General features: G+C 35.8%; 24 protein-coding genes. 19 read left to right on the top strand and 5 right to left on the bottom strand.

The genetic code is table 11. The features are described 5' to 3' along the window. Window positions 1–90: 90 nt before the first annotated feature. Together AC3RVG_RS02280 and AC3RVG_RS02275 are read left to right on the top strand one after the other, a co-directional pair. Window positions 91–564: a hypothetical protein gene (locus AC3RVG_RS02280; RefSeq protein WP_489689811.1), complete on the top strand. Its 474-nt coding sequence runs from the start codon at window positions 91–93 to the stop codon at window positions 562–564. 239 nt (window positions 565–803) lie between these two features. Further along, the gene (locus AC3RVG_RS02275) at window positions 804–3,524 is read left to right on the top strand and encodes a TonB-dependent receptor (RefSeq protein WP_489689810.1); all 2,721 of its coding nucleotides are present in this window, start codon (window positions 804–806) and stop codon (window positions 3,522–3,524) included. A gap of 92 nt (window positions 3,525–3,616) precedes the next feature. Here AC3RVG_RS02275 and AC3RVG_RS02270 read toward each other — a convergent pair whose 3' ends face one another. Then, window positions 3,617–3,967: a 4Fe-4S binding protein gene (locus tag AC3RVG_RS02270; protein WP_489689809.1), complete on the bottom strand. Its 351-nt coding sequence runs from the start codon at window positions 3,965–3,967 to the stop codon at window positions 3,617–3,619. 63 nt (window positions 3,968–4,030) lie between these two features. Between AC3RVG_RS02270 and AC3RVG_RS02265 the strand changes: the two genes are divergently transcribed. The 8 genes from AC3RVG_RS02265 to AC3RVG_RS02230 all read left to right on the top strand — a co-directional run bounded on the left by AC3RVG_RS02265 (window position 4,031) and on the right by AC3RVG_RS02230 (window position 11,575). After that, window positions 4,031–5,101 (top strand): acyl-CoA reductase, encoded by a 1,071-nt coding sequence (locus AC3RVG_RS02265; protein WP_489689808.1) that lies wholly within the window; start codon window positions 4,031–4,033, stop codon window positions 5,099–5,101. 232 nt (window positions 5,102–5,333) lie between these two features. Further along, window positions 5,334–6,401: a 3-phosphoserine/phosphohydroxythreonine transaminase gene (serC, locus tag AC3RVG_RS02260; RefSeq protein WP_489689807.1), complete on the top strand. Its 1,068-nt coding sequence runs from the start codon at window positions 5,334–5,336 to the stop codon at window positions 6,399–6,401. Window positions 6,402–6,456: 55 nt separating this feature from the next. Further along, window positions 6,457–7,413 carry a D-2-hydroxyacid dehydrogenase gene (locus tag AC3RVG_RS02255; protein ID WP_489689806.1) on the top strand — a complete coding sequence of 319 codons (957 nt, stop codon included), beginning with the start codon at window positions 6,457–6,459 and terminating at the stop codon, window positions 7,411–7,413. 44 nt (window positions 7,414–7,457) lie between these two features. Next, entirely contained in the window at window positions 7,458–8,093 is a 636-nt protein-coding gene (locus AC3RVG_RS02250; RefSeq protein ID WP_489689805.1) for a DUF937 domain-containing protein, read from the top strand. Window positions 8,094–8,265: 172 nt separating this feature from the next. Beyond that, window positions 8,266–8,688, top strand: a complete 423-nt coding sequence (locus AC3RVG_RS02245; protein ID WP_489689804.1) for a DUF6146 family protein — start codon at window positions 8,266–8,268, stop codon at window positions 8,686–8,688. Further along, a complete protein-coding gene (locus tag AC3RVG_RS02240) occupies window positions 8,685–8,987 on the top strand; it encodes a DUF6787 family protein (protein WP_489689803.1) in 303 nt (100 codons plus the stop codon). The genes AC3RVG_RS02245 and AC3RVG_RS02240 overlap by 4 nt, the downstream gene beginning before the upstream one ends. Then, complete coding sequence (locus AC3RVG_RS02235; RefSeq protein ID WP_489689802.1) at window positions 8,984–9,313, top strand: hypothetical protein; 330 nt, start codon at window positions 8,984–8,986, stop codon at window positions 9,311–9,313. Before AC3RVG_RS02240 ends, AC3RVG_RS02235 begins: the two co-directional genes overlap by 4 nt. A 48-nt stretch (window positions 9,314–9,361) precedes the next feature. Continuing rightward, on the top strand, window positions 9,362–11,575 hold the full coding sequence (locus tag AC3RVG_RS02230) for a TonB-dependent receptor (protein ID WP_489689801.1): 2,214 nt from the start codon (window positions 9,362–9,364) through the stop codon (window positions 11,573–11,575). A 25-nt stretch (window positions 11,576–11,600) separates the two neighbouring features. On the opposite strand, the gene AC3RVG_RS02225 is transcribed toward AC3RVG_RS02230, so the two are convergent. Together AC3RVG_RS02225 and folE are read right to left on the bottom strand one after the other, a co-directional pair. Then, the gene (locus AC3RVG_RS02225) at window positions 11,601–11,903 is read right to left on the bottom strand and encodes a hypothetical protein (protein WP_489689800.1); all 303 of its coding nucleotides are present in this window, start codon (window positions 11,901–11,903) and stop codon (window positions 11,601–11,603) included. Between the two features lie 50 nt (window positions 11,904–11,953). Then, window positions 11,954–12,553 carry a GTP cyclohydrolase I FolE gene (gene folE / locus AC3RVG_RS02220; RefSeq protein ID WP_489689799.1) on the bottom strand — a complete coding sequence of 200 codons (600 nt, stop codon included), beginning with the start codon at window positions 12,551–12,553 and terminating at the stop codon, window positions 11,954–11,956. 122 nt (window positions 12,554–12,675) lie between these two features. Between folE and AC3RVG_RS02215 the strand changes: the two genes are divergently transcribed. The 9 genes from AC3RVG_RS02215 (at window position 12,676) to AC3RVG_RS02175 (ending at window position 21,435) form a co-directional block, all read left to right on the top strand. Continuing rightward, a complete protein-coding gene (locus tag AC3RVG_RS02215) occupies window positions 12,676–13,338 on the top strand; it encodes an ABC transporter ATP-binding protein (protein ID WP_489689798.1) in 663 nt (220 codons plus the stop codon). Window positions 13,339–13,378: 40 nt separating this feature from the next. Continuing rightward, window positions 13,379–14,143 carry a TIGR02757 family protein gene (locus AC3RVG_RS02210; RefSeq protein ID WP_489689797.1) on the top strand — a complete coding sequence of 255 codons (765 nt, stop codon included), beginning with the start codon at window positions 13,379–13,381 and terminating at the stop codon, window positions 14,141–14,143. Between the two features lie 134 nt (window positions 14,144–14,277). Beyond that, complete coding sequence (locus AC3RVG_RS02205) at window positions 14,278–15,483, top strand: sensor histidine kinase (protein WP_489689796.1); 1,206 nt, start codon at window positions 14,278–14,280, stop codon at window positions 15,481–15,483. A gap of 93 nt (window positions 15,484–15,576) precedes the next feature. Continuing rightward, window positions 15,577–16,773, top strand: a complete 1,197-nt coding sequence (locus tag AC3RVG_RS02200; protein WP_489689795.1) for a sensor histidine kinase — start codon at window positions 15,577–15,579, stop codon at window positions 16,771–16,773. Between the two features lie 45 nt (window positions 16,774–16,818). Further along, window positions 16,819–18,756: a BatA domain-containing protein gene (locus AC3RVG_RS02195; protein WP_489689794.1), complete on the top strand. Its 1,938-nt coding sequence runs from the start codon at window positions 16,819–16,821 to the stop codon at window positions 18,754–18,756. Continuing rightward, a complete protein-coding gene (locus tag AC3RVG_RS02190) occupies window positions 18,753–20,009 on the top strand; it encodes a dihydroorotase (RefSeq protein ID WP_489689793.1) in 1,257 nt (418 codons plus the stop codon). The genes AC3RVG_RS02195 and AC3RVG_RS02190 overlap by 4 nt, the downstream gene beginning before the upstream one ends. Further along, entirely contained in the window at window positions 20,009–20,329 is a 321-nt protein-coding gene (locus AC3RVG_RS02185; RefSeq protein ID WP_489689792.1) for a hypothetical protein, read from the top strand. Before AC3RVG_RS02190 ends, AC3RVG_RS02185 begins: the two co-directional genes overlap by 1 nt. 49 nt (window positions 20,330–20,378) lie before the next feature. Further along, window positions 20,379–20,702, top strand: a complete 324-nt coding sequence (locus tag AC3RVG_RS02180) for a DUF4870 domain-containing protein (RefSeq protein WP_489689791.1) — start codon at window positions 20,379–20,381, stop codon at window positions 20,700–20,702. A 76-nt stretch (window positions 20,703–20,778) separates the two neighbouring features. Beyond that, entirely contained in the window at window positions 20,779–21,435 is a 657-nt protein-coding gene (locus tag AC3RVG_RS02175; protein WP_489689790.1) for an alpha/beta hydrolase, read from the top strand. A 15-nt stretch (window positions 21,436–21,450) separates the two neighbouring features. On the opposite strand, the gene AC3RVG_RS02170 is transcribed toward AC3RVG_RS02175, so the two are convergent. Both AC3RVG_RS02170 and AC3RVG_RS02165 read right to left on the bottom strand, forming a co-directional pair. Next, window positions 21,451–21,945 (bottom strand): hypothetical protein, encoded by a 495-nt coding sequence (locus tag AC3RVG_RS02170; protein ID WP_489689789.1) that lies wholly within the window; start codon window positions 21,943–21,945, stop codon window positions 21,451–21,453. A gap of 2 nt (window positions 21,946–21,947) precedes the next feature. Further along, window positions 21,948–22,724: an MBL fold metallo-hydrolase gene (locus tag AC3RVG_RS02165; RefSeq protein WP_489689788.1), complete on the bottom strand. Its 777-nt coding sequence runs from the start codon at window positions 22,722–22,724 to the stop codon at window positions 21,948–21,950. Between the last annotated feature and the right edge of the window lie 135 nt (window positions 22,725–22,859).

Below are 22,859 nucleotides of genomic sequence, written 5' to 3'. Positions count from 1 at the left end.
AAAGTTTAGGTTTTATTTCACTATTAATTCACAGGAGTTTAACGATAATAGGGTTATTTTTACTCGGTAAACCGTAAATAACCAATAATTATGAAAAAAGTAATTTTAAGTTTTGCCTTAGCTTTTATAAGTATAACGGCAATTAACGCCCAAGTAAACAAGGATGTTCAATCTACTACCACTGTAAAAAAAGTAACCCAAAAGGGAACTGATGTGAAGGTAAAGGTAATGGAGCAGACTGAAATAGATAGTGAAACGATTCAAGTTGAAGGTACAGATAAGCAAGATCAATCGTCTGAAGTTGTAAAGAAAAAAGATATTGCTACACAAATGGTAAAGGACGATGTATCTTATGATCTTGCAAACCAAAACCAGCAAATAGCGATTAAGCAACAACAGGAAGCAGAACTTGCTAAAAATATTGCAGAACTAAAAGAAAAATCTGCTAAAGAAGCCGAAAAATTGCGTCAAGAAAAATTAATGGCGCAACAAAAGGAACTTGAAGCAAGAAGAGCTGAGTTAACAAAAAGACCTGATGGAATGGCAAAATTGAAAACAGATTAAATAACTTTGATTATTGCATAAGTAAAATCCGCCCCTTAATTGGGGCGGATTTTTTTTTGAATTTTTTTAAACCTTTCCCCATTAAATATACTGTGTGGTTGTTATGTTAGATAATTCGTTAGCGCTATGTCCTTCAAATTTATGTGCAAAACCTTGTTTATAAATTGAATCTAAAACAGCCCAAACAATAAATTATTTAGCTAACTTTAACAATTAACTAACATTAAAAACAACAACCAATGAAAAAAATTACACTTTTATTATTTTTTATTTGCGGTTTTGCATTCTCGCAAGTAAACGTTTCCGGTACGGTAACCGATGACTCTGGAATCCCGCTTTCCTTTGTGAATGTGGTTGAAAAAGGAACTTTAAATGGAACTACAACATCTATAGACGGTGTTTTTAAAATTGAGGTAAAAGAAAATGCCACGTTAACCTTTAGCTACGTTGGTTTTAATACCCAAGAAATTGAAGTAGACGGGCAAACTAATATTCAAGTTACACTTACTGAAGGAGAATCCTTAGCAGATGTTATGCTCGTGGGTTCACGTAGCCCAAAAAGAACAGTAGTAAATTCTGCGGTTCCAATAGACGTAATAGACGTAGAAAACACAACCTTACAAGTAGGTAAAGTAGAAATAAACGAACTTTTACAATACGCAGCGCCATCTTTTAACGCTAGCAAACAATCAGGTTCAGACGGTGCAGACCATATTGACCCCGCTTCTCTTCGAGGTTTAGGACCAGACCAAACTTTGGTTCTAATAAATGGTAAAAGAAGACACCAATCTTCGTTAATAAATGTTTTTGGAACACGAGGTCGTGGTAACACGGGTACAGATTTAAACGCAATCCCAGCGAGCTCCATTAAAAGAATAGAGGTTTTACGCGATGGAGCCGCAGCACAATACGGTAGTGATGCTATTGCAGGTGTTATAAACATAGTTCTTAAAGACAATGTAGATGAATTAACCGGAAGTGTTTCCTATGGAGCTTACAGCAATAATGCAGATGTAGACACAAGCGCTTTTACCGATGGCGATTACGGTTTATGGAATACAGATGGTTTTCGTCTTGATACAGATAAAGACGGAAATGCAATTGGAAAAGATAAAAGTTTTGATGGAGGTTCAGTAAAATTTGGTGCTAACTATGGCTTTGCTATTGGCGAAAAAGGTGGTTTTGCGAATTTTACAACTGAATATATTAATAAAAATAAAACATTACGACCTACTTTCGATTTCAGAAAAGGGTTTGGTGAAGCAGCCATCGAAGGTTTCAATTTAATGGGAAATGTTGGAATTCCCGTTGGAGAAAAAACTGAAATTTATGCATTCGGAGGTAGAAATTATAGAGATACCGATGCATACGCATTCACCAGAAATGATGGTAATCGGGTTGTTGAATCAATTTATCCAAATGGTTACACGCCGCGAATTACTTCAATAATCACAGACAATTCAGTAGTTGCAGGTGTTAAAACCGAAACAGATACTGGTTGGAAAATAGATATTAGCAACGCTTACGGAATTAACAATTTTCACTACTATATAAAAGGGACGCTAAATGCTTCTTTGGTAGATCGGTCTCCCAATGAGTTCGATGCTGGTGGACATACATTGTCGCAGAATACAGTGAATTTAGACTTTTCAAAATATTACGATGACGTTTTAAGCGGAATGAACCTAGCCTTTGGGGCAGAATATAGAACGGAAAATTTTAAAATTTTCGCAGGTGAAGAAGGCTCATATGCAACGTACGATGTTAACGGAGTTGCTGTAAATGCTAATACACCCGAAGCCGACATAGTAATTTATAGAGACAACGATGGCAACCCTATTTTAGATGATGATGGTAACCAAATATTAAGACCAGGTGGTTCTCAAGGTTTTCCGGGATATGGCCCAGCGAATGAGGTGGACAGAAGCCGTTCTAACGTTTCAATATATGCTGATGGGGAATTCGATTTAAGCGAAGCCTTTTTAATAAGTGCTGCCGGACGTTTTGAAAATTACAGCGATTTTGGAAGCACTATTAACGGAAAACTTGCAATGCGTTATAAAGCTACCGAAAATATAAACGCTAGAGGTTCCATTAGTACTGGCTTTAGAGCTCCTTCATTAGCACAGAAGTATTACAACCTGAGGTTTACCAATTTTATTGGTGGCGTTGCAAGCGATCAATTATTATCTCCAAACAATAGCCCAGTTACGGCTTCTTTTGGTATTGGACAGTTGAAAGAAGAAACATCCACCAACGCCAGCTTGGGTTTCACAGCTAACTTTTCAAAATTCACAGCTACTGCCGATCTTTATTATATAGACGTTAGAGATCGAATTGTTTTAACAGGAAATTTCCCTGCTCCACAAATTGATAATGTAGATTCTGCACAATTTTTCGTGAATGGTGTAGATACAGAAACCACAGGACTTGATGTGGTTTTGACGTATAAAGAGAATTTTGATGATAACACTATGGGCGTATCTGTTCTGGCGAATTTCAACAATATGGCTATTACACATGTTAATAATGGTATTTTGGCCGAGCAAACATTTTTCGGGGAAAGAGATAAAGCATTTTTATTAGCTTCAGCTCCAGAAAGTAAACTGGTTGGAATCTTAACTTATGAAAGAAAGTGGTTTAATGCTGCTTTAACCGCAACACGTTTTAGTGAAGTTAAACTTTTAGATTTCCAAATGTTTGAATCTGCTGGCGATTATGGCGGTTTTGAAAATCAAATTATAGCTGCCACAGATACGTATTCATCAAAATTTGTGACAGATCTTAATTTAGGTTTTGAGATTTCAGATAATATAAAATTGAATGTTGGATCAAACAACCTTTTCAATGTTTATCCAGACCAGCAAGATGACTGGACAGAAGGCGGTGGATATTGGGATTCTGTGCAAATGGGATTTGGCGGTGCTTTCTATTATGCTCGTGTTAATTACAATTTTTAATATTTCACATTTATAATTACTCACAATGAAAATCGCCCTTCAAACTTACGTTTGAGGGGCGATTTTATATTAGAATGTTTTTAATAAATCAATTAACCTTTGTGCATAAATGCTTGCTTCGCTAATAATACTTCTTCAGACTCTACGTGTTCATCATCTGGTACGCAGCAATCTACTGGACATACGGCCGCACATTGCGGTTCATCGTGAAAACCTTTACATTCGGTACATTTATCTGCTACGATAAAATAAATTTCATCGCTCACCGGCTCCTGTGCCTCATTGGCATCCACTTGTTTTCCGTTTGGCAGTACAACTTTGCCTTCTAAATCTGTGCCATCAGCGTAACGCCAATCGTCTGCACCTTCATAGATTGCAGTATTAGGGCATTCAGGCTCGCAAGCACCGCAGTTTATACATTCGTCCGTGATAATAATTGCCATGGTATTTACTTTTTCTAACTTTGTGCAAATTTAATGCCTATAAAGGGTAACACCAAAAGAAGTATGCAATTAAAAGACAAAATTAACGCTTTTATCAATTTAGGAAAATTTCTCCTTGAAATTGCCAACAATCCTGAACCTTTGGGAGAAAACAAAATAGAAATTTATAACATTCTGAAAAAGGCTGAAGCAGAAAATGGTTGGTTCAATCAAGAAAATATAAATTTTGCATTAAGAAGTTGGGGACAAGCGCTTTCGGAAGAAAACTTGACGCAATGGATTTCAAAATATAACTTTGAAGAAACCGATTCGGCATCGTCAAAAGCCACAGCGAATGGTGAAAAAACCGTTGCAATTATTATGGCCGGAAACGTTCCTTTGGTAGGTTTCCACGATTTTCTGTCGGTGCTAATTACGGGTAATAAAGTTTTGGCAAAACTTTCATCCAACGATAAAACGCTATTGCCATTTCTTGCAAACTATTTAATTTCTATTGAACCAGAATTTAAAAATTACATTGAATTTACCGAAGGAAGACTTCAAAACTTTGATGCTGTAATCGCCACGGGAAGCAATAACACGGCGCGCTACTTTGATTATTATTTTGGGAAATACCCGAATATTATTCGAAAAAACCGAAATTCAGTCGCGGTCTTAACAGGCAATGAAACTGAAGAAGAATTAATAGTACTAGCAGACGATATTTTCCGCTATTTTGGACTTGGCTGTCGCAATGTTTCAAAAATATACATTCCCGAAAACTACGATTTCGAACCGTTTTTTAAAGCAATGTACAGTTGGAAAGAAATAATTCACAATCACAAATACATCAACAATTACGATTATAACAAGGCAGTTTATTTAATGGATAGCTTTCCATTATTAGACAATGAATTTATGCTACTGAAGGAAGACACTGGCTTCTCCTCACCTATCTCGATAGTATTTTATGAAAAATATACCTCTTTGGAAAGTTTAAAAAAAGAATTGAAAAACAACGAATTAAACATTCAATGTATCGTTTCGAAAGCAGAAATTCCAAACGAAATTCCTTTTGGAAAAGCCCAAAACCCAGAATTATGGGATTATGCCGATGGTGTAGATACTGTAGATTTTCTGTTGAAACTTGATTGATAAATAAATCATAATTACCACATTTTTAGCCTCATAATTCACATCTTTGTACTATGTTTTTTTCGAAAAAAAAATTGCTTCGAATTATAAATTCGAAACTTTTAAAAAGAAAAGCATCTATTAATAGTCAGTGAATTACTGTGCTATTTACAGTTTATGCGTCATAATTCATCAATTAGTAATATAAGATTGCGTTTTAAATGCACCTAGTTTTAACACTCAAATAACACCAATGAAAAAACATAATTTTAGTGCAGGACCCTGCATTTTGCCACAAACGGTATTACAAAAATCTGCTGATGCAATTTTAAACTTCAATAATTTAGATCTTTCTTTGATTGAAATCTCGCACCGCAGCAAAGATTTTGTTGAGGTTATGGATACCGCACGAAGTTTAGCCTTGGAGCACTTAGGACTTCAAAATAAAGGGTATCAAGCTTTGTTTTTACAAGGTGGCGCAAGTCTTCAGTTTTTGATGGCGGCATACAATTTATTAGAAAATAAAGCAGCTTATTTAAATACAGGAACTTGGAGCGACAAAGCAATTAAAGAAGCTAAAATGATGGGTGAAGTAGTTGAAGTTGCTACTTCAAAAAGTGAGAACTTCAACTTTATTCCTAAAAATTATAGCGTTCCAAAAGATGCTGATTATTTTCATTGCACGAGCAATAATACAATCTTCGGTACGCAAATGCAGGAGTTTCCAGAAACTGAAATTCCGTTGATTTGCGATATGAGTAGCGATATTTTTTCGCGTCAGCTAGACTTTTCAAAATTCAGTTTAATTTATGCTGGGGCACAGAAAAACATGGGCCCAGCAGGAACAACACTTGTGGTTATAAAAGAAGATATTCTTGGTAAAGTTACGCGCGCTATTCCTTCTATGCTGAAATATCAAGTGCATATTGATAAAGAAAGTATGTATAATACGCCTCCTGTTTTTCCTGTTTATGTTTCTATGCTTACTATGCAATGGTTAAAAGATTTGGGTGGAATTTCAGCAATTGAAAAAATTAACAATCAAAAAGCAGCACTACTTTATGGCGAGATTGACAAGAATCCGCTTTTTCAAGGTTATGTAGCGAACAACGAAGACCGCTCTAAAATGAATGCCACCTTCAACTTAAAAAATGATGAGTTAAAAGCAACATTTGATGATCTTCTTAAACAAGCCGGAATAAACGGTTTGAATGGCCATCGCAGTGTTGGTGGTTACCGCGCATCTATGTATAATGCACTTCCGTTAGAAAGTGTGCAAGTTTTGGTAGATGTAATGCAAGCAGTTGAAAAGGGGGCGTAAAAGTCAATTTATAAAATACAACTCAAGAAAAAATAATAATTAGGTTATAAAAGATATGAAAGTATTAGCAAACGATGGAATTTCAAAAAGTGGAATCGATGCTTTGGAAAAAGCAGATTTTGAAGTGTTAACGGTTCACGTAGCACAGGAGCAACTTCAGAATTACATCAATGAACACAAAGTTGAAGTGCTTTTAGTACGTAGCGCAACAAAAGTTAGAAAAGATATAATTGACAACTGTCCGTCTTTAAAAATTATTGGCCGTGGCGGGGTTGGAATGGATAATATAGATGTAGAATATGCAGTAAAGAAAGGATTAGAAGTAATTAATACTCCTGCAGCATCTTCCGGTTCTGTTGCGGAATTGGTGTTTGCACACTTGTTTAGCGGTGTTCGTTTTCTTCACGATTCTAACAGGAATATGCCTTTAGATGGTGATACAAAATTTAATCAATTAAAGAAAAATTACGGCGGTGGTCGTGAACTTCGCGGTAAAACGCTTGGTATTATTGGATTTGGAAGAATCGGTCGCGAAGTGGCTAAAATAGCTTTGGGTTGCGGAATGAAAGTAATTGCAAGTGACCAAAAAGTTGGCGAAGCAGATATTACATTATCTTTTTATGACGGACAAGAAGTAACGTTAAAAGTAAAAACCGCTCCTATCGATAAACTTATAAAACACAGCGATTTTATAAGTCTTCATGTTCCTTCTCAATCTGGATATTTAATAGGAAAAGAAGAAATAAGTAAAATGAAGGATGGCGTAGGAATCGTTAATACAGCCCGCGGTGGAATATTAAATGAAAAAGCACTTTTACAAGCTATTGAAGAAGGTAAAGTTTCTTTTGCGGCACTCGATGTTTTTGAAAACGAACCAACCCCGTCTATTAAAGTGCTTATGAATGATGCTATTTCACTTACACCACATATTGGTGCAGCAACAGACGAAGCTCAAGACAGAATAGGAATAGAACTTGCAGAACAAATTATAAGTTTAATGGCCAAAGCATAATTATTTTTTTTATATTGGATCTCAATTAACTTAAATTCAACAGTATGTCTTCTATTTTAGATCTTCTTAGCAGCGATATGGGCAAGCAGCTTATTGGTGCTGCAAGTGCCAAAACAGGCCAATCTACAGAAAAAACTGCTAGCGTTTTAAGTATGGCGTTACCAGTTATTCTGGGAGCAATGCAAAAAAATGCTGCAACACCGCAAGGTGCTCAAAATTTAAATAATGCTTTAGAAGACAGTCGCCACGACGGCTCTATTTTAACTCAGTTGAGCGATTTATTAGAAAATAAAAGCGCTGACGGAAATCTAATGAAAGATGGGGCCGGCATTTTAAATCATGTGCTTGGTGGAAATCAGCAAAAAGTGCAACAAGGCATTAGTAAAGTTAGCGGTGTAGATGCGAGTTCGGTAGCAAAGATAATTCAGATGGCAGCTCCTATTGTAATGGGTGTTTTGGGTAGTCAAAAGAGAAAAGATAATGTAGATGAAAATGGAATCGGAGATTTATTAGGCTCCGTTTTAGGTGAAAATACGGATCACGACAGATCGCTTATTGAAACATTATTAGATGCTGATGGCGATGGAAGTGTAATAGATGATATTGCTGGAATGGTTCTGGGAGGAAATAAGAAGAAAGGCGGAATTGCTGGAATGCTAGGCGGTCTTTTCGGGAAATAAAATTCGAATAGAATAGTATATATAAATCGCCATCTCTTTTAAAATTGAGATGGCTTTTTCTTAATAGAAGCTTAAATACAACGGGCTTAATTTAACATTTCTTAACTTTGCAAAAATTCATTTTGATGAGGAAGGCAGCCGATGTATTTCTGAATCTTAAAATTTTAAACAGATGAAAAACCTCTTAATATTATTAGCGCTTTCAATCACAATATACAGCTGTGGTACCGGAAACAAAACAATTAATAGCAACACTACTTCAGAAGTTGCTGCTAACGACACCATTCGCATTGCAAATGATAGCCTTGAATACGAAATTTTAATTATAGAACCAGGTTTTGATTCTTGGCTTATTTCACAGCCACCACGCGGTTTTTACGGACAGTCGAAATTGGAATCTAAAAACACACAATTTGTTTCAGAATATAATTCGCGCGTTTTAAATCCAAATCAAAATTCGCGTAATTTATATACCGAGCGAATAAATTACGATATGGGCGTGGATTATGGATACGAAGTAAATTACCTTTTGTATAACTACTTTGTGTATTTTCAGGAAAAATACAATCAAAAATTTATAGGAGGAAGAAATTGAAAAAACTTAAACAACGTTGGAATATCGAAACCAACAGACAACTTTTTATAGTATTTCTGGTTTTTGCTATTACCGGAAGCTCCGCAGCTAAATTAGGATCACCAATCACAGATGTTTTAGATATAACAAGAGAAATGGGATGGTTTATTTATTGGCCATTCAGAATTTTAATTATATTTCCAATTTATCAAGTGCTTCTCGTTTTTTTCGGATGGGTATTTGGACAATATCATTTTTTTTGGAACTTTGAAAAAAAGATGCTCCGCAGTATGGGATTAGGATTTTTATTTAAAAAATGAACGTTTTAAAAAAAAATATAATACAAATTTTTGCAGCCACGATCTTTTCGTTGGCACTGCTGTTTCCCTCGGCGATGCAAATTGTACATACCTTTGAAGACCACGAACACAAGGCTTGTACAGAGATTTCAACACACCTTCACGAAAAGCAACTAGATTGTTCTATTTGTGATTTTCACTTTTCAATATTTAATTTTACGCCAACAGAACTTCCTGCTTTTGTGGTGTTCCACAGTTATAATATAATTGAAACTGAATACTTAATTCCAGAATTAAGTTTAAATTCTATCCACTATTTCCTTCGAGGTCCCCCTTCTCTTTCTTGATTTTTAGACTTTTATTTAAATCATTAATATTTATTAAATCAAGAAAGCATGAAAAACTTACTCTGCTTGCTTGCGGTATTATTTGTATATACGGCGGCGAGCTCACAAAATTCCTTGACAGGAACTTTAACTTCAAAAATCACAAACGAACCATTACCCGCAACTGTTTATATTCCCCAACTTGAAAAAGGCACGGTTGCAGATTTTGATGGCAACTATATTCTGAACAATATACCCGACGGAAATTATAACGTAATTTTTTCTGCAATGGGTTTTGCTACGGTTTCAAAAAGGATGAATTTTTCCAACAATGAAAATGTATCGGAAAACCTTCAATTACAAGAAAGCGCCGTGGAAATGGAAGAGGTAATAATCTCAACACCTTTCCATAAATTACAAAGCGATAATGTAATGAAAGTGGAACGCGTTTCTATGGAAAATTTAAACGCTTCGGGCGCGGTTACGCTTGCAGATGGAATAAAAAACATTGCGGGTGTAAATATAATAAGCACTGGTACGGGGATCGGAAAACCAGTTATTCGTGGCTTGAGTTCCAATCGCGTATTAGTTTATGCGCAGGGTGTGCGTTTGGAAAACCAACAATTTGGAGACGAACACGGGCTTGGCATTAACGAAGCGGGAGTAGAAAGTGTTGAGGTTATTAAAGGCCCTGCATCACTTTTATACGGAAGCGATGCGCTGGGGGGAGTGTTATATTTAAATCCTGAAAAATTCGCCAATTCTGGAGAAACCCACGGCGATTTAAGCAGCACCTATTTTTCAAACACGCTTGGAACTTCATCAAATATTGGTGTTAAAACCTCAGGTGAAAAACTGAAGTTTTTAGCCCGTGGCTCCTACTCTACTTTTAGCGACTACAACACAGGTGCAGATTACCGCGTTACTAATTCACGTTTTAATGAAAAGGATTTTAAAACCGGACTGCAGTATTCTGGTACTAAATATAAGTCGACATTTCGCTATAACTACAATCGTTCCAACATAGGTATTCCCGAGGAAGTTGGCGAGCAAACGCGTTCAAAGGATTTAGAGCTTCCTTTTCAGGAAATTGACAATCACATTTTAAGTTTTGACAATACGCTATTTTTCAACAATTCTAGCTTGGATGTGAAAGCAGGATACTTGTTTAACGATCGTCGCGAATTTGAAGATGCGCCGGACGTGGCGGCACTTCGGCTTAAATTAAGCACGCTAAACTACGATGTTAAATATAACCTACCACAATTGGGCAATTTTGAAACTATTGTTGGTTTACAGGGAATGTTTCAAAGTAATATAAACGAAGGCGAAGAAATTTTAATTCCAGATGCAAATACAACAGATATTGGGGTTTTGGCAACTTCGCATTATCATCTGGAAAAAGTGGATTTGCAGGCTGGAATACGTTTTGACTCGCGAAAAATTGAAAGCGATGCCGCACGCAATGAAGCCGATGCAGATTTCATTCCAGCACTTAACAAAAAATTTACAAGTTTTACGGCGGCTTTAGGTGCAAAATTAGATGTGATTGAAAACTTTTCAGCACGCGTTAATCTTGCCAGTGGTTTCCGAGCACCAAACTTGGCAGAGCTAACGTCCAATGGAGTTCACGAAGGCACAAATAGATATGAACGCGGAAATGTAGATTTGACTAATGAACAGAATTTTCAAGTTGATGTTGCTTTAGAATATAGAAACGAACATATTGAGTTTTTCGCGAATGGTTTTTACAATGCGGTGAATGATTATATTTTCCTATCGCCAACTAATGAAACTATTGACGACTCGCAGGTTTTCGATTATTTACAAGACAATGCTGCGCTTTATGGCGGAGAATTAGGTTTTCACCTTCACCCCCATCCGCTGGATTGGTTGCATTTAGAAAGCAGTTTTGAAACCGTAACCGGCAAATTAAGCAACGATGATTATTTACCGTTAATTCCTGCAAATTCGGTTAGAAATACATTTCGTGTAGAATTGAAAGATGGTGTTTGCAGAAAATCAAGTTCTGTATTTATTACACTTGAAAACACTTTCGACCAAAAAAATGTCAGCAATTTTGAAACTAGAACGGGCGGTTATTCGCTATTAAGTGCTGGCGTTGAAAGCAGTTTTCAACTTCAAAAGGTTTTGTTCAAAATAGGTTTGAACGGTACTAATTTAACAGACAAACAATATGTCTCGCATTTATCGCGCTTTAAACCAGATGGAATTTTTAATATTGGAAGAAGTATAAATGTAAACTTAAAAGTAGAAATTTAAAAAAAGCCCCAATTGGGGCTTTTTTTTATTCGTTTACTCGTATTTTGATAGTTCGTCGTGTGGGTTGTTTTTTCCAAACAAATGTATATATCCACATAAGTGTAAAAGTTGGTACCACGTCTGTAAATGGTAGTATTTCTTCGAGAAATACAATTGCAGATGCAACTTTTCCTTCGACGCCTTTATACATTTCAGACATTTTTTGGGCCGCAAATGGTGCCCATATTAAATCTAAAAATGGGCCTATTACAGGAATTACCATTGTGGCCATCCCAACTACGTCGTAAATAATGCCTTGACGGAGTAACTTATATTTTTCGTAATTCATTTTATGCGGTGTTTAATCAACTACTAAAGTGCAAAAAACATTCCATAAATTTAAGACAAATCGTTACTAATTAACTTTAAAAATTCACTTCGTGTTTCACTAGCTTCAAATTGTCCTCGAAATCCAGATGTAGTTGTTACGCTATTTTGTTTTTGAACTCCGCGCATCATCATACACATATGCGAAGCCTCTATAACTACCGCTACTCCCTTCGGTTTTAAAGTGTTATTGATGCATTCTAAGATATCGTGGGTTAGCCGCTCCTGAACTTGTAATCTACGTGCAAAAACATCGACCACTCGAGGTATTTTACTGAGCCCAACAATATAACCATCGGGAATATATGCTATATGCGCTTTTCCGAAAAAAGGTAAAATATGATGCTCACACAGCGAATAAAGCTCAATATCTTTAATAATTACCATATCGTGGTAAGATTCAGCAAACATTGCACTTTTCAGTATTTCTGCGGGATCTTGACAATTGCCCGAAGTTAAAAATTGCATTGCTTTTGCTGCGCGTTCGGGAGTTTTTACAATTCCTTCGCGATTTATATCTTCACCAATAGTAGATAAAATATTACTGTAGTTTTCAACTAAACTATCGGTTACCGGTTGTTCGTATTCTTCGAAATATTTATAAGAAGCCATTTATTGTTCTATTTAATAATATGTTTTCAAAAGTAGACAGTTAACTTGAAATAGAAACAATATAATCGATTGGATTGTATTATAGCACTATAAATGGTACTTTCACGCTTTAAATTTTTGCAATGATAGAAGCCCAAAATATTCATAAATACTACGACAATCTTCACGTTTTGAAGGGCGTTGATCTTCATATTAAAAAAAGTGAAATCGTTTCAATTGTGGGTGCTTCGGGTGCAGGAAAAACTACTTTGTTACAAATTTTGGGAACGTTGGATGCTTTTGACAAATCTAAAAGCAAACTAACCATAAACAATGTAAATATCGGCTCCCTTTCGGGGAAAAAACTAGCGCAATTTAGAAATGAAAATTTAGGTTTTATTTTTCAGTTTCATCAGCTGCTTCCAGAATTTACGGCTCTTGAAAATGTATGCATTCCTGCATTTATTAAAAATACACCCAAAGACGAAGCAATCAAAAAAGCGAAAGAATTACTTTCTTTTTTAGGGCTTTCACATCGCGAAGACCATAAACCCAACGAACTTTCGGGTGGCGAACAACAGCGCGTGGCAGTGGCGCGAGCACTAATAAATAATCCGGCAATAATTCTTGCCGACGAGCCCAGCGGAAATCTCGATACCGAAAGTGCCGAAAACTTGCACAACTTGTTTTTTAAATTGCGAGATGAGTTTGGGCAAACCTTCGTAATTGTTACACACAATGAAGAGCTTGCGAATATGGCCGATAGAAAATTGGTTATGCAGGATGGGAAAATAGTGAAACAGTAGTCAAGAATCAGTAATCCATTTTTGGCTGAGAATTTATAAAATGAATAAAATCCAACTAAAAGAATTTCTCGACGAAAAGGTAATTGTCTACAATAACCCAGATTTCATTGAAACGGATCCTATTCAAATTCCACATCTTTTCAGCTTAAAAGAAGATATAGAAATAGCAGGTTTTTTAGTGGCTACCATAGCTTGGGGAAACCGAAAAAGCATTATAAATAACGGGCATCGGTTGGTTGAAATGATGGGCAATTCGCCCTATGATTTTGTGATGAACTTTTCGGAGGAGCAATCAGATTCGCTTTCAAATTTTGTTCACAGAACTTTTAATAGTGGAGACCTTGTTTATTTTTTGCAAGCACTTCAAAATATCTATAAAAATCACGGTGGGCTGGAAAGTGTTTTTGCTAAAAATGCTGAAGAAAAGTCGATGCAACCTGCAATTCATAATTTCAAAAAAACTTTTTTTGAATTGCCACATGCGGCGAGAACACAGAAGCACGTGAGCGATCCTCTGAAAAATTCAGCAGCAAAACGTATAAACATGTTTTTGCGTTGGATGGTCCGTAATGACCAAGCTGGTGTCGATTTCGGAATTTGGAAAAGTATTTCTCCTTCCCAACTATCGTGTCCATTAGATGTTCACAGCGGCAACGTAGCAAGAAAACTAAAACTTTTGAATCGCAAACAAAATGATGCAAAAGCGTTGTTGGAATTAGATACTTCATTGCGAAAAATGGATGCTTCAGATCCAGTTAAATATGATTTTGCGCTATTTGGTTTAGGTGTTTTCGAAAGTTTTTGAACGTTTTTGAGTAAAACTTTAATCCATTTCACATAAATAATTTTTGTTTAACCATTCTTTATAAAAAGTTGTACATTTACAGTTAATCCTTAAGTGGCAAGCCTTTTGATGGTCTTAAAAAAATAAACACAACCTTGATTGAACCAAAATTCCCCGTTGATGAGCAGCAACGTTTAGCTGCTGTTCGTTCTTATCAATTACTGGATACTTTACCAGAAAAAGATTTTGACAACATTACCGCTTTAACGGCGAACATTTGTAACGTGCCTATTTCACTGGTAACGCTACTTGATGCAGATCGAAATTTTTTAAAATCGCACTACGGAATACCTTATAATGAATCAGCAAGAGATACTTCCTTTTGTGGTCATGCCATTTTAGATGAAAGCAATATTTTTATTGTAGAAGACGCAAGATTAGACCCCCGTTTTAAGGACAATCCTTTGGTTAAAGAGATGAACGCTATTTTTTATGCCGGGGTTCGTTTGGTAAATCCTGATGGTTATCCGTTGGGCACACTTTGCGTGTTTGATACTGTACCTAGAACGCTTAGCAAATCGCAGATAGACGCGCTAACTGCTATGGCGTATCAAGTTGTAAATTTGTTTGAAGCAAGAAAGCGTAACAGAACGCTATTAGCAGTACAGCTAGAATTGAGGGAGCGCAATGAGGAATTGAAGAATTTTGCCGGCGTAGTTTCGCACGATATGAAAATGCCACTAGCAAATATGATTATTACCTCAGACATGCTTCGCACTAAATATGGCCAGCTTTTAGACGATCAAGGTAAGGAATATTTGGAGTATATAAAACAATCTTCATTTACATTAAGCGAATACATTACTAATCTTTTAGAACATTATGAAAGCGATAAAACAGCTTCTTTGCGAAGTGAGCAATTCGATAGTCAAGATCTTTTAGAAGAAATAATAGAGTTATTAAATATAAACATAGACTGCGAAATAAACCTTCCCGAGGAGAATATTGAAATGCAGGCCAATAAAGTTGCACTTGAGCAAATTATACTTAATCTTATAGTTAACAGCCTCAAATACAACGATAAAGAAAAAATAAAGATAGATATAAATTGCACCGAAAAAGAAGGAATGTATTACTTCGAAATTGCTGATAATGGCATGGGTATTCCCAATAGTCAACTCGAAACGATTTTCGAATTATTCGTTACCAGCGGTGCTTTAGACAGAAATGGGAAAAAAGGAAATGGTATTGGACTTTCCACTGTAAAAAAATTAGTAACTAGACTCGATGGCGAAATAGAAGTTTCTTCTACTTTAGGATTGGGCACAACATTTAAATTTAGTGTCAAGAAATTATTGTGATAGTCCGCTTCAATATGCTATGTTAAAGAAGTACCACCTCTAACACATTTCAGATTATATTTACCTTCCATAAATAACAACGTTTTACTTTTTATGATTTCTCCTCAACTCCCCCAAAATGAAGATCAACGGATTGCCGAATTAAACCGGTATCATCTGCTCGACACACTTTCGGAGAACGATTATGACAATATTACTGAACTTATAGCAGCAATATGTGAGGTACCAATTTCATTAATTACTCTTTTAGATAAAGAACGAAACTTTTTTAAATCGCACACGGGTCTCGATTTTAATCAATCGCCGCGCAATATTTCCTTTTGTAGCCATGCCATATTATATTCTGATGAAATTTTCATCGTTGAAGACGCCACAAAAGATGAGCGTTTTAAAGACAACCCATTAGTTACTGAGTCTAAAGCTATATTCTACGCTGGGGTGCCTCTAATAACTTACAACGGCTATAAATTAGGTACACTGTGTATTTTCGACCATAAACCTCGGCAATTAACCGAGATACAGATTACCTCTTTAAAATCTTTGGCAAAACAAGTAATAAATCTTTTTGAGCTTCGACGGAATAACAGACAATTGATTGAATATCAAAAAGAATTGCAATCTAGAAATGAAAGACTCACCAATTTTGCGCACCTAATATCTCATGATTTAAAATCGCCTTTGGCAAACATTACTTCGCTTACACGAATGCTTCGCGAAGAAAATACCGAGGACCAATCTGAAGATTCAAAAATGTACCTAAATTATATTGAAGAATCCTCATTGACCCTCAAAAATTACATTAATGGTATTTTGAATTTTTACAAATCTGATGAATTATTAGAAGCCCAAAAGCAGGATATAGAGCTTAGTAAGCTCTTTGAAGAATTACAAGAAATTTTAATTACTGATGATACAGTTTTTGAATATCCCAAAGAAGGTATTTTAAAACATGTGAACAAAGCGGCACTTACCCAGATTTTTCTAAACCTGATTGACAATAGTTTAAAATACAACTTAAACGATAGACGACTAGTATCTATAAAATATTTTGATGAACCTAATTTTCATAAATTCACAATAAAAGACAACGGCATGGGCATCGATTTTGGTGTTCAAGAAGAAATTTTCAACCTTTTTAAAACCACAGGCATTAAAGATAGACACGGAAATGAAGGAACGGGCATTGGACTAGCTACGGTAAAAAGCTTGGTTTCTAAGCTTGAAGGAACTATTTCGTTAGAATCTGAACTTGGAAAAGGAAGTACCTTCACCTTTACTGTGCAGAAATAGCTATTATTACATTCCATTTTTTATCTTTGAGCAATATTTATAGGAATGCAGTTTAAACACCCCGAAATTCTTTACGCCCTTTTCCTGCTGCTCATCCCTATATTTATTCATCTTTTCCAACTTCGGCGTTTTCAAAAAGTAGATTTTACCAATGTTGCTTTCCTTAAAAAAGTAACCATACAAACACGTAAAAGTTCGCAGCTTAAAAAATGGCTTATTTTACTAATGCGTTTGTTAGCGATGGCAGCTATTATTATAGCTTTTGCGCAACCTTTTACCGCTTCAAAATCTGCGTTAAATACTAATAAAGAAACCGTCGTTTATATAGACAATTCGTTTAGTATGCAAGCCAAAGGCGCCAAAGGCCCTATACTGGAGCGTGCATTGCAAGATTTATTTGAAAAAATTAATGGCACTGAAAAAATAAGTTGGTTTACAAATAATGCCGACAGAAAGAATGTTTCTGCACAAGATTTTAAAAGCGAGGTTCTATCAGTTGAATATTCGCAAAATCAATTGTCTCCGAACCAAGTAATTTTGAAAGCCAATCAGCTTTTTTCGAATGAAAAAGGAGTTTCAAAAAGATTGGTTTACTTATCAGATTTTCAGCAAAAAGAAGCCTTTCCACCCATACCCGAAGATTTAATTGTAGACGCAGTACAGTTAAAACCAGTGAAGATTTTCAACATTGCAATTGACAGTGTTTTTATCGCTTCAAAAAATACTTCTACCACACAACTAAAAGTGAAGGTTTCAAAAATAGGGCAAACTCAAGGAAGAAGCGAAATTACCGAAACTCCTATTTCACTTTTCAACAATGGAAAACTCATCGCAAAAACGGCTATAAATTTTTCAGAGAATTTAAGCGGCACTGTTACTTTTGATATTGATAATTCTGAAGAATTTATTGGTAAACTAGAGCTTAACGATCCTAATCTTACTTTTGACAATAGCTTATTTTTTAGCATCAACAAACCTGGCAAAATAAAGGTTATGGCTATTAATGAAGCAAATGGCAACTTTTTGCAACGCCTTTTTGAAAAAGAAGAATTCGAATTTACACAGCAAACTTTTAAAACGATAAACTACAACGAGATTCCCGATCAGAATTTTGTTGTACTCAACGAGCTAAAGGAAATTCCCGCGTCCTTAACAACGGCGCTTAAGTCGTTTAGCGACAACGGCGGCAGTATTTTGGTTATTCCTTCAGCACAAGTAGATTTAGGCAGTTATAACAACTTCCTGTTAACAATGGCTTTGGGATCGCTTTCGGAAGAAAAAATTCAGGAAAAAAAGATTACCAAAATTGTGTTTTCACACCCATTGTTTAAAGATGTTTTTGAAAAAGAAGTAGCAAATTTTCAATATCCAAAAGTAAATTCGTTTTTCGATATTTCAACAAATGCCACGCCTGCAATAAGTTTTGAGGACAATCAGCCGTTTTTAATTCAAAATAACAAAACATATTTATTTACTGCGGCAATCAACAAGGAGAACTCAAATTTTCAAAATTCGCCATTAGTCGTTCCTACAATTTACAATATGGCTTCGCAGAGTTTATCTTTGCCACGATTATATTACACTATTGGGAAACAGAACTCAATGGCAATTCCAGTAAAATTAGGGCCCGACGAAATTCTAACGATTAAAGACAGTACCGCACAATTTATACCCTTGCAGCAAACAAAAGCTAATTACGTGCTTTTAACCACCACCGAAGATCCTAATAAAGCTGGCAATTTTGAAATTACGAAGGATGCCGAGTTTTTGGAAAATATAAGCTATAATTACAATCGCAGCGAAAGCCAACTTCAGTACCTAAATCCCGAAGACTGGGACGGAGCGAAAGTTTATAGTTCTGTGGAGGAACTTTTTAATTCTTTTGCTGATGCAAATTCAATTAACAGTTTTTGGAAATGGTTTGCTATTTTTGCATTGCTCTTTTTAGTTTTTGAAATGCTTATTCTAAAATTCTACAAATGAAGATATTACTGAAATCCGCCACCATTGTTGATGCTTCCAGCAAGCATCATTTAAAGAAACGGGATGTTTTGATAGAAAATGGTAAAATTTCAAAAATTGCAGCAACGATAGCTTCTTCAGATAAAGTAAAAGAAATTACACTCAAAAATCTTCATATTTCACAAGGATGGTTTGACAGTAGTGTTTCCTTTGGCGAACCAGGTTTTGAGGAGCGTGAAAACATTGAAAATGGTTTAAAAACAGCTGCTCACAGTGGTTTTACGAGTGTGGCGGTAAATGCAAACAGCTTTCCCGTAACCGATAGTAAAGGCTATATTAAGTTTCTAAAATCTAAAGCTGAAAATAACGCGGTAAGCCTCTACCCTATTGGCGCGTTAACCGTTGGCAGTAAAGGAATTGATCTGGCCGAATTATACGATATGCAAAACGAGGGTGCAGTTTCATTTTACGACTATAAACACCCAATCGCCAATGCAAATCTTTTAAAAATAGCATTACAATACACCCAGAATTTTGACGGATTGGTGCAATCGTTCCCATTTGATAAATCTGTTGCACGCAACGGAATGGTAAATGAAGAAGTGAACAGTACCCGCCTGGGTTTAAAAGGAATTCCAGCACTTTCGGAAGAGCTTCAAATTATTCGTGATTTGTATATTTTAGAATACAGTGGCGGCAAACTTCACATCCCGACTATTTCAACTAAAAAATCGGTTGAATTAATTAAAGATGCCAAGAAAAAAGGATTGAACGTGAGTTGTAGCGTTTCAATTTTTAACCTTGTACTTACCGACGATGTTTTGGAGGAGTTTGATACTAATTATAAACTTCTTCCGCCTTTGCGCACAAAAGCAGACAACAAAGCATTGCTAAAAGGATTAAAAGACGGCACCATAGACGGTGTTACCAGCGACCACAACCCAATTGATGTGGAGCATAAAAAAACAGAATTTGAACATGCTTTCTTTGGAAGCATCGGTTTGGAAGGTTGTTTCGGCGCATTGAATTTACATTTAGAAACGGAAGCTGCTGTTAAAGCACTAACGGGTTTAAAAAAGGTTTTTCATATTTCTTCGGAAGAAATTGAAGAAGGAAACCGTGCAGAACTAACACTTTTTAATCCCGAAGAAAGTTGGAAGTTTTCTGAAAAAGATATTATTTCAACTTCAAAAAACGCTGCACTTTTAGGAACATTGCTAAAAGGCAAAGCGTACGGAATAATTGCAAACAATCAATTGGTACTTAATTCATAATGAAAACTTCTCCCGCAGGTAAATCTCTCGCTCTTGTAGCCTACGCACCTTTTGTTGGTTTCATGATCGCATATTTCATTAATAGAGATGAAAAACACGATTTTGCTACTTGGCATGTAAAAAACATGTTTGGTTTAACGCTATTATTCATCGTTTCACTCATTGTTCAGTCACAAATAGACGTAACTGCAGGCGATATTGCTTGGCTCATCTGCCTTGCGCTGTGGTTATTATCTTGGGCAATGGCTTTTTTCAATCTTAGGAAAGGCATTCCGTTTTTAAGCGAAAAATTTCAGGAATGGTTTACTTTTTTAGATTAAAGTATTGGTTACCTTTATCTTAAATAATAACTAACCTAATTTTAAAGATATGGAAACAAGTATAGACAACGGTAAAACCGTGGCTATCATCGCTTATATAACACTTATAGGCTGGATAATCGCTCTTGTAATGAACAATGGAAATAAAACTGCGTTAGGCACCTTCCACGTGCGCCAATCGCTAGGAATTTTATGTGTGGGTACTATTTTAATAATTGTTTCAGGATTTTTAAGTATTTGGATTCTTTCAACAATTGTAAATGTAGCAATTTTAGTGTTTTGGCTTCTTGGACTGATAAGTGCCGCACAAGGCGAAATGAAACCAGTACCGGTTTTAGGCGAACAATTTCAAGAATGGTTTAAAGGAATATAATTTTAACCAACTTTTAACGAGACCTTTTCTACTGAAAAATCTTCAGTTTAAAAGGTCTTGTTTATTTTTGCAGGCTATGGAAAAACAAACATTACTTTTAGAACACAATTACAGACCCGCCAAAAATCCTTCGGAAAATCCGCCAGTTATTATTATGCTTCACGGTTTTGGGAGCGACGAAAACGACTTGTTTTCATTTGCAAGCGAGTTACCGGAAAAATACGCAGTCATCTCTCTAAAGGCGCCAATAAGATTGGAACCATACGGAAATGCTTGGTATAACATCTTCTTTGACGATACGCAAGGAAAATTTAGTGACGATGAACAAGCAATCGCTTCGCGCGAATTAGTTTCGAAATGTATTGATGAAGTTGTAGCGAAGTATAAAGTAAACGGTAACGATGTTACGCTACTAGGTTTCAGCCAAGGTACTATCTTAGGTTTTGCGGTTGCATTAAGTTACCCTGAAAAAGTAAAAAATGTAATTGGACTAAGTGGGTATATTAACGAGGAAATATTAAAAGAAGGTTATGCCGAAAATGATTTCAGCAAGCTTAATATTTATTCTTCGCACGGAAATGTAGATCAAGTTATCCCAGTGCAATGGGCTCGAAAAACCAAGCCATTTCTTGAAAATTTGAACATTGATTGTGCTTATTCAGAATTTCCTGTTGGCCATGGCGTTGCGCCACAGAATTTCTACGAATTAAAGAGTTGGTTGGAAAAGCAATAATCAATGAAACGTAACTCAATTTATATATAGAAAGGAACCAATTGGAGTTAATTCAAGATCTTTCTTTTCATTAAAGCGATATTCCAAAATCATTTCGCCCCAGTATGTGCCATCGGTAAAATCTGCAAGGATCCATTTATGGTTTAAGAATTTCAACTTATTGATTTTCATAACGCCCTCCATTCCGTCAAATGGCACTAAAGGATTGTTTCCCTTTTGTAAATTGAAATCGTAAATTTGGTCAGAAACGTTAGCCGCTACATCGGCTGCTTCGTACCCCATTTTTTCAAAATACGTCATTGCGTTGTCGTTACCGAGTAGGGTGAAATAGTTTAAATCTGCAACGTCATTCTGAAGTGTCTTGATAGAATCGTTTGCTATCGTGAGATTTTCCTCCAAAAGTGCAATTCGATTATCTTGTGATTCAAAAATGCTCTTTTCATTCATATATTGATAAATAATGAAAAGCACAGAAAACAGAAACAGGTACAAAAATATTTTATTTCTCATAATCAAATAGGTATCGTAAGTGTGTCATAAGCCAAGTGTACGTCCTTCGGAAGTTTCTTTTCTACTTCTTCGTGAAAGCCCATTAAATGGCTAATATGTGTAAAATATGTTTTTTCTGGTTTAACTTTTTCAACAAAATCGAGCGCTTCCGAAAGATTGAAATGTGAATAATGTGGCTCTTCGCGAAGGGCATTTACAACTAGAACTTTGGTTCCTTTTATTTTTTCAATTTCTTCATCAGAAATAGTTTTTACATCTGTTAAATACGTAAAACCCTCAATTCGAAATCCTAAAACCGGAAGTTTGTCGTGAAATGCTTCAATAGTAACTACCTTTTTCCCTCCTAAAATTAAAGATGAATCTTTGTCGATTTCAATTTCTTCAACACTGGGTGCACCGGGATATTTATCTACAGTTTCAAAAATATAAGCAAACCGTTCGTGCAATGATTTAAAAACACGTTTATGCGTATAAAATGGCAAATTGCCTTGCATAAAATTGAACGGACGAATATCATCGAGGCCGGCGGTATGGTCGCTGTGTTCGTGCGTTAGTAAAATACCGTCCACTCTCGAAACATTTGCGCGCAACATTTGCTCTCTAAAATCTGGACCACAATCTATTACATACGTAAAATCATCCCAACGCAATAAAACCGATACCCTTAAGCGTTTATCCCTAGGATTATTGCTTTTACAAACTGGGTGATTACTGCCTATTACGGGTATGCCTTGTGAAGTTCCGGTACCGAGAAATGTTACTTTAAATTCTGATTTCATCTGTCTAAAATATTAATTTTTTATTGGACAGAGGCAACATAATCAATCTGCATTTAGAAGTATTTTTTATGTACAAGAATCTATGCGTCATCGGCGCAAAAATACTGGTATTTTTTTTGTTTACCTATTGTATTT

Source organism: Aequorivita sp. IT1282 (assembly GCF_058068205.1).
Note: the sequence above shows the minus strand (reverse complement) of the source record. Positions and strands in the feature narration are given on the sequence as shown.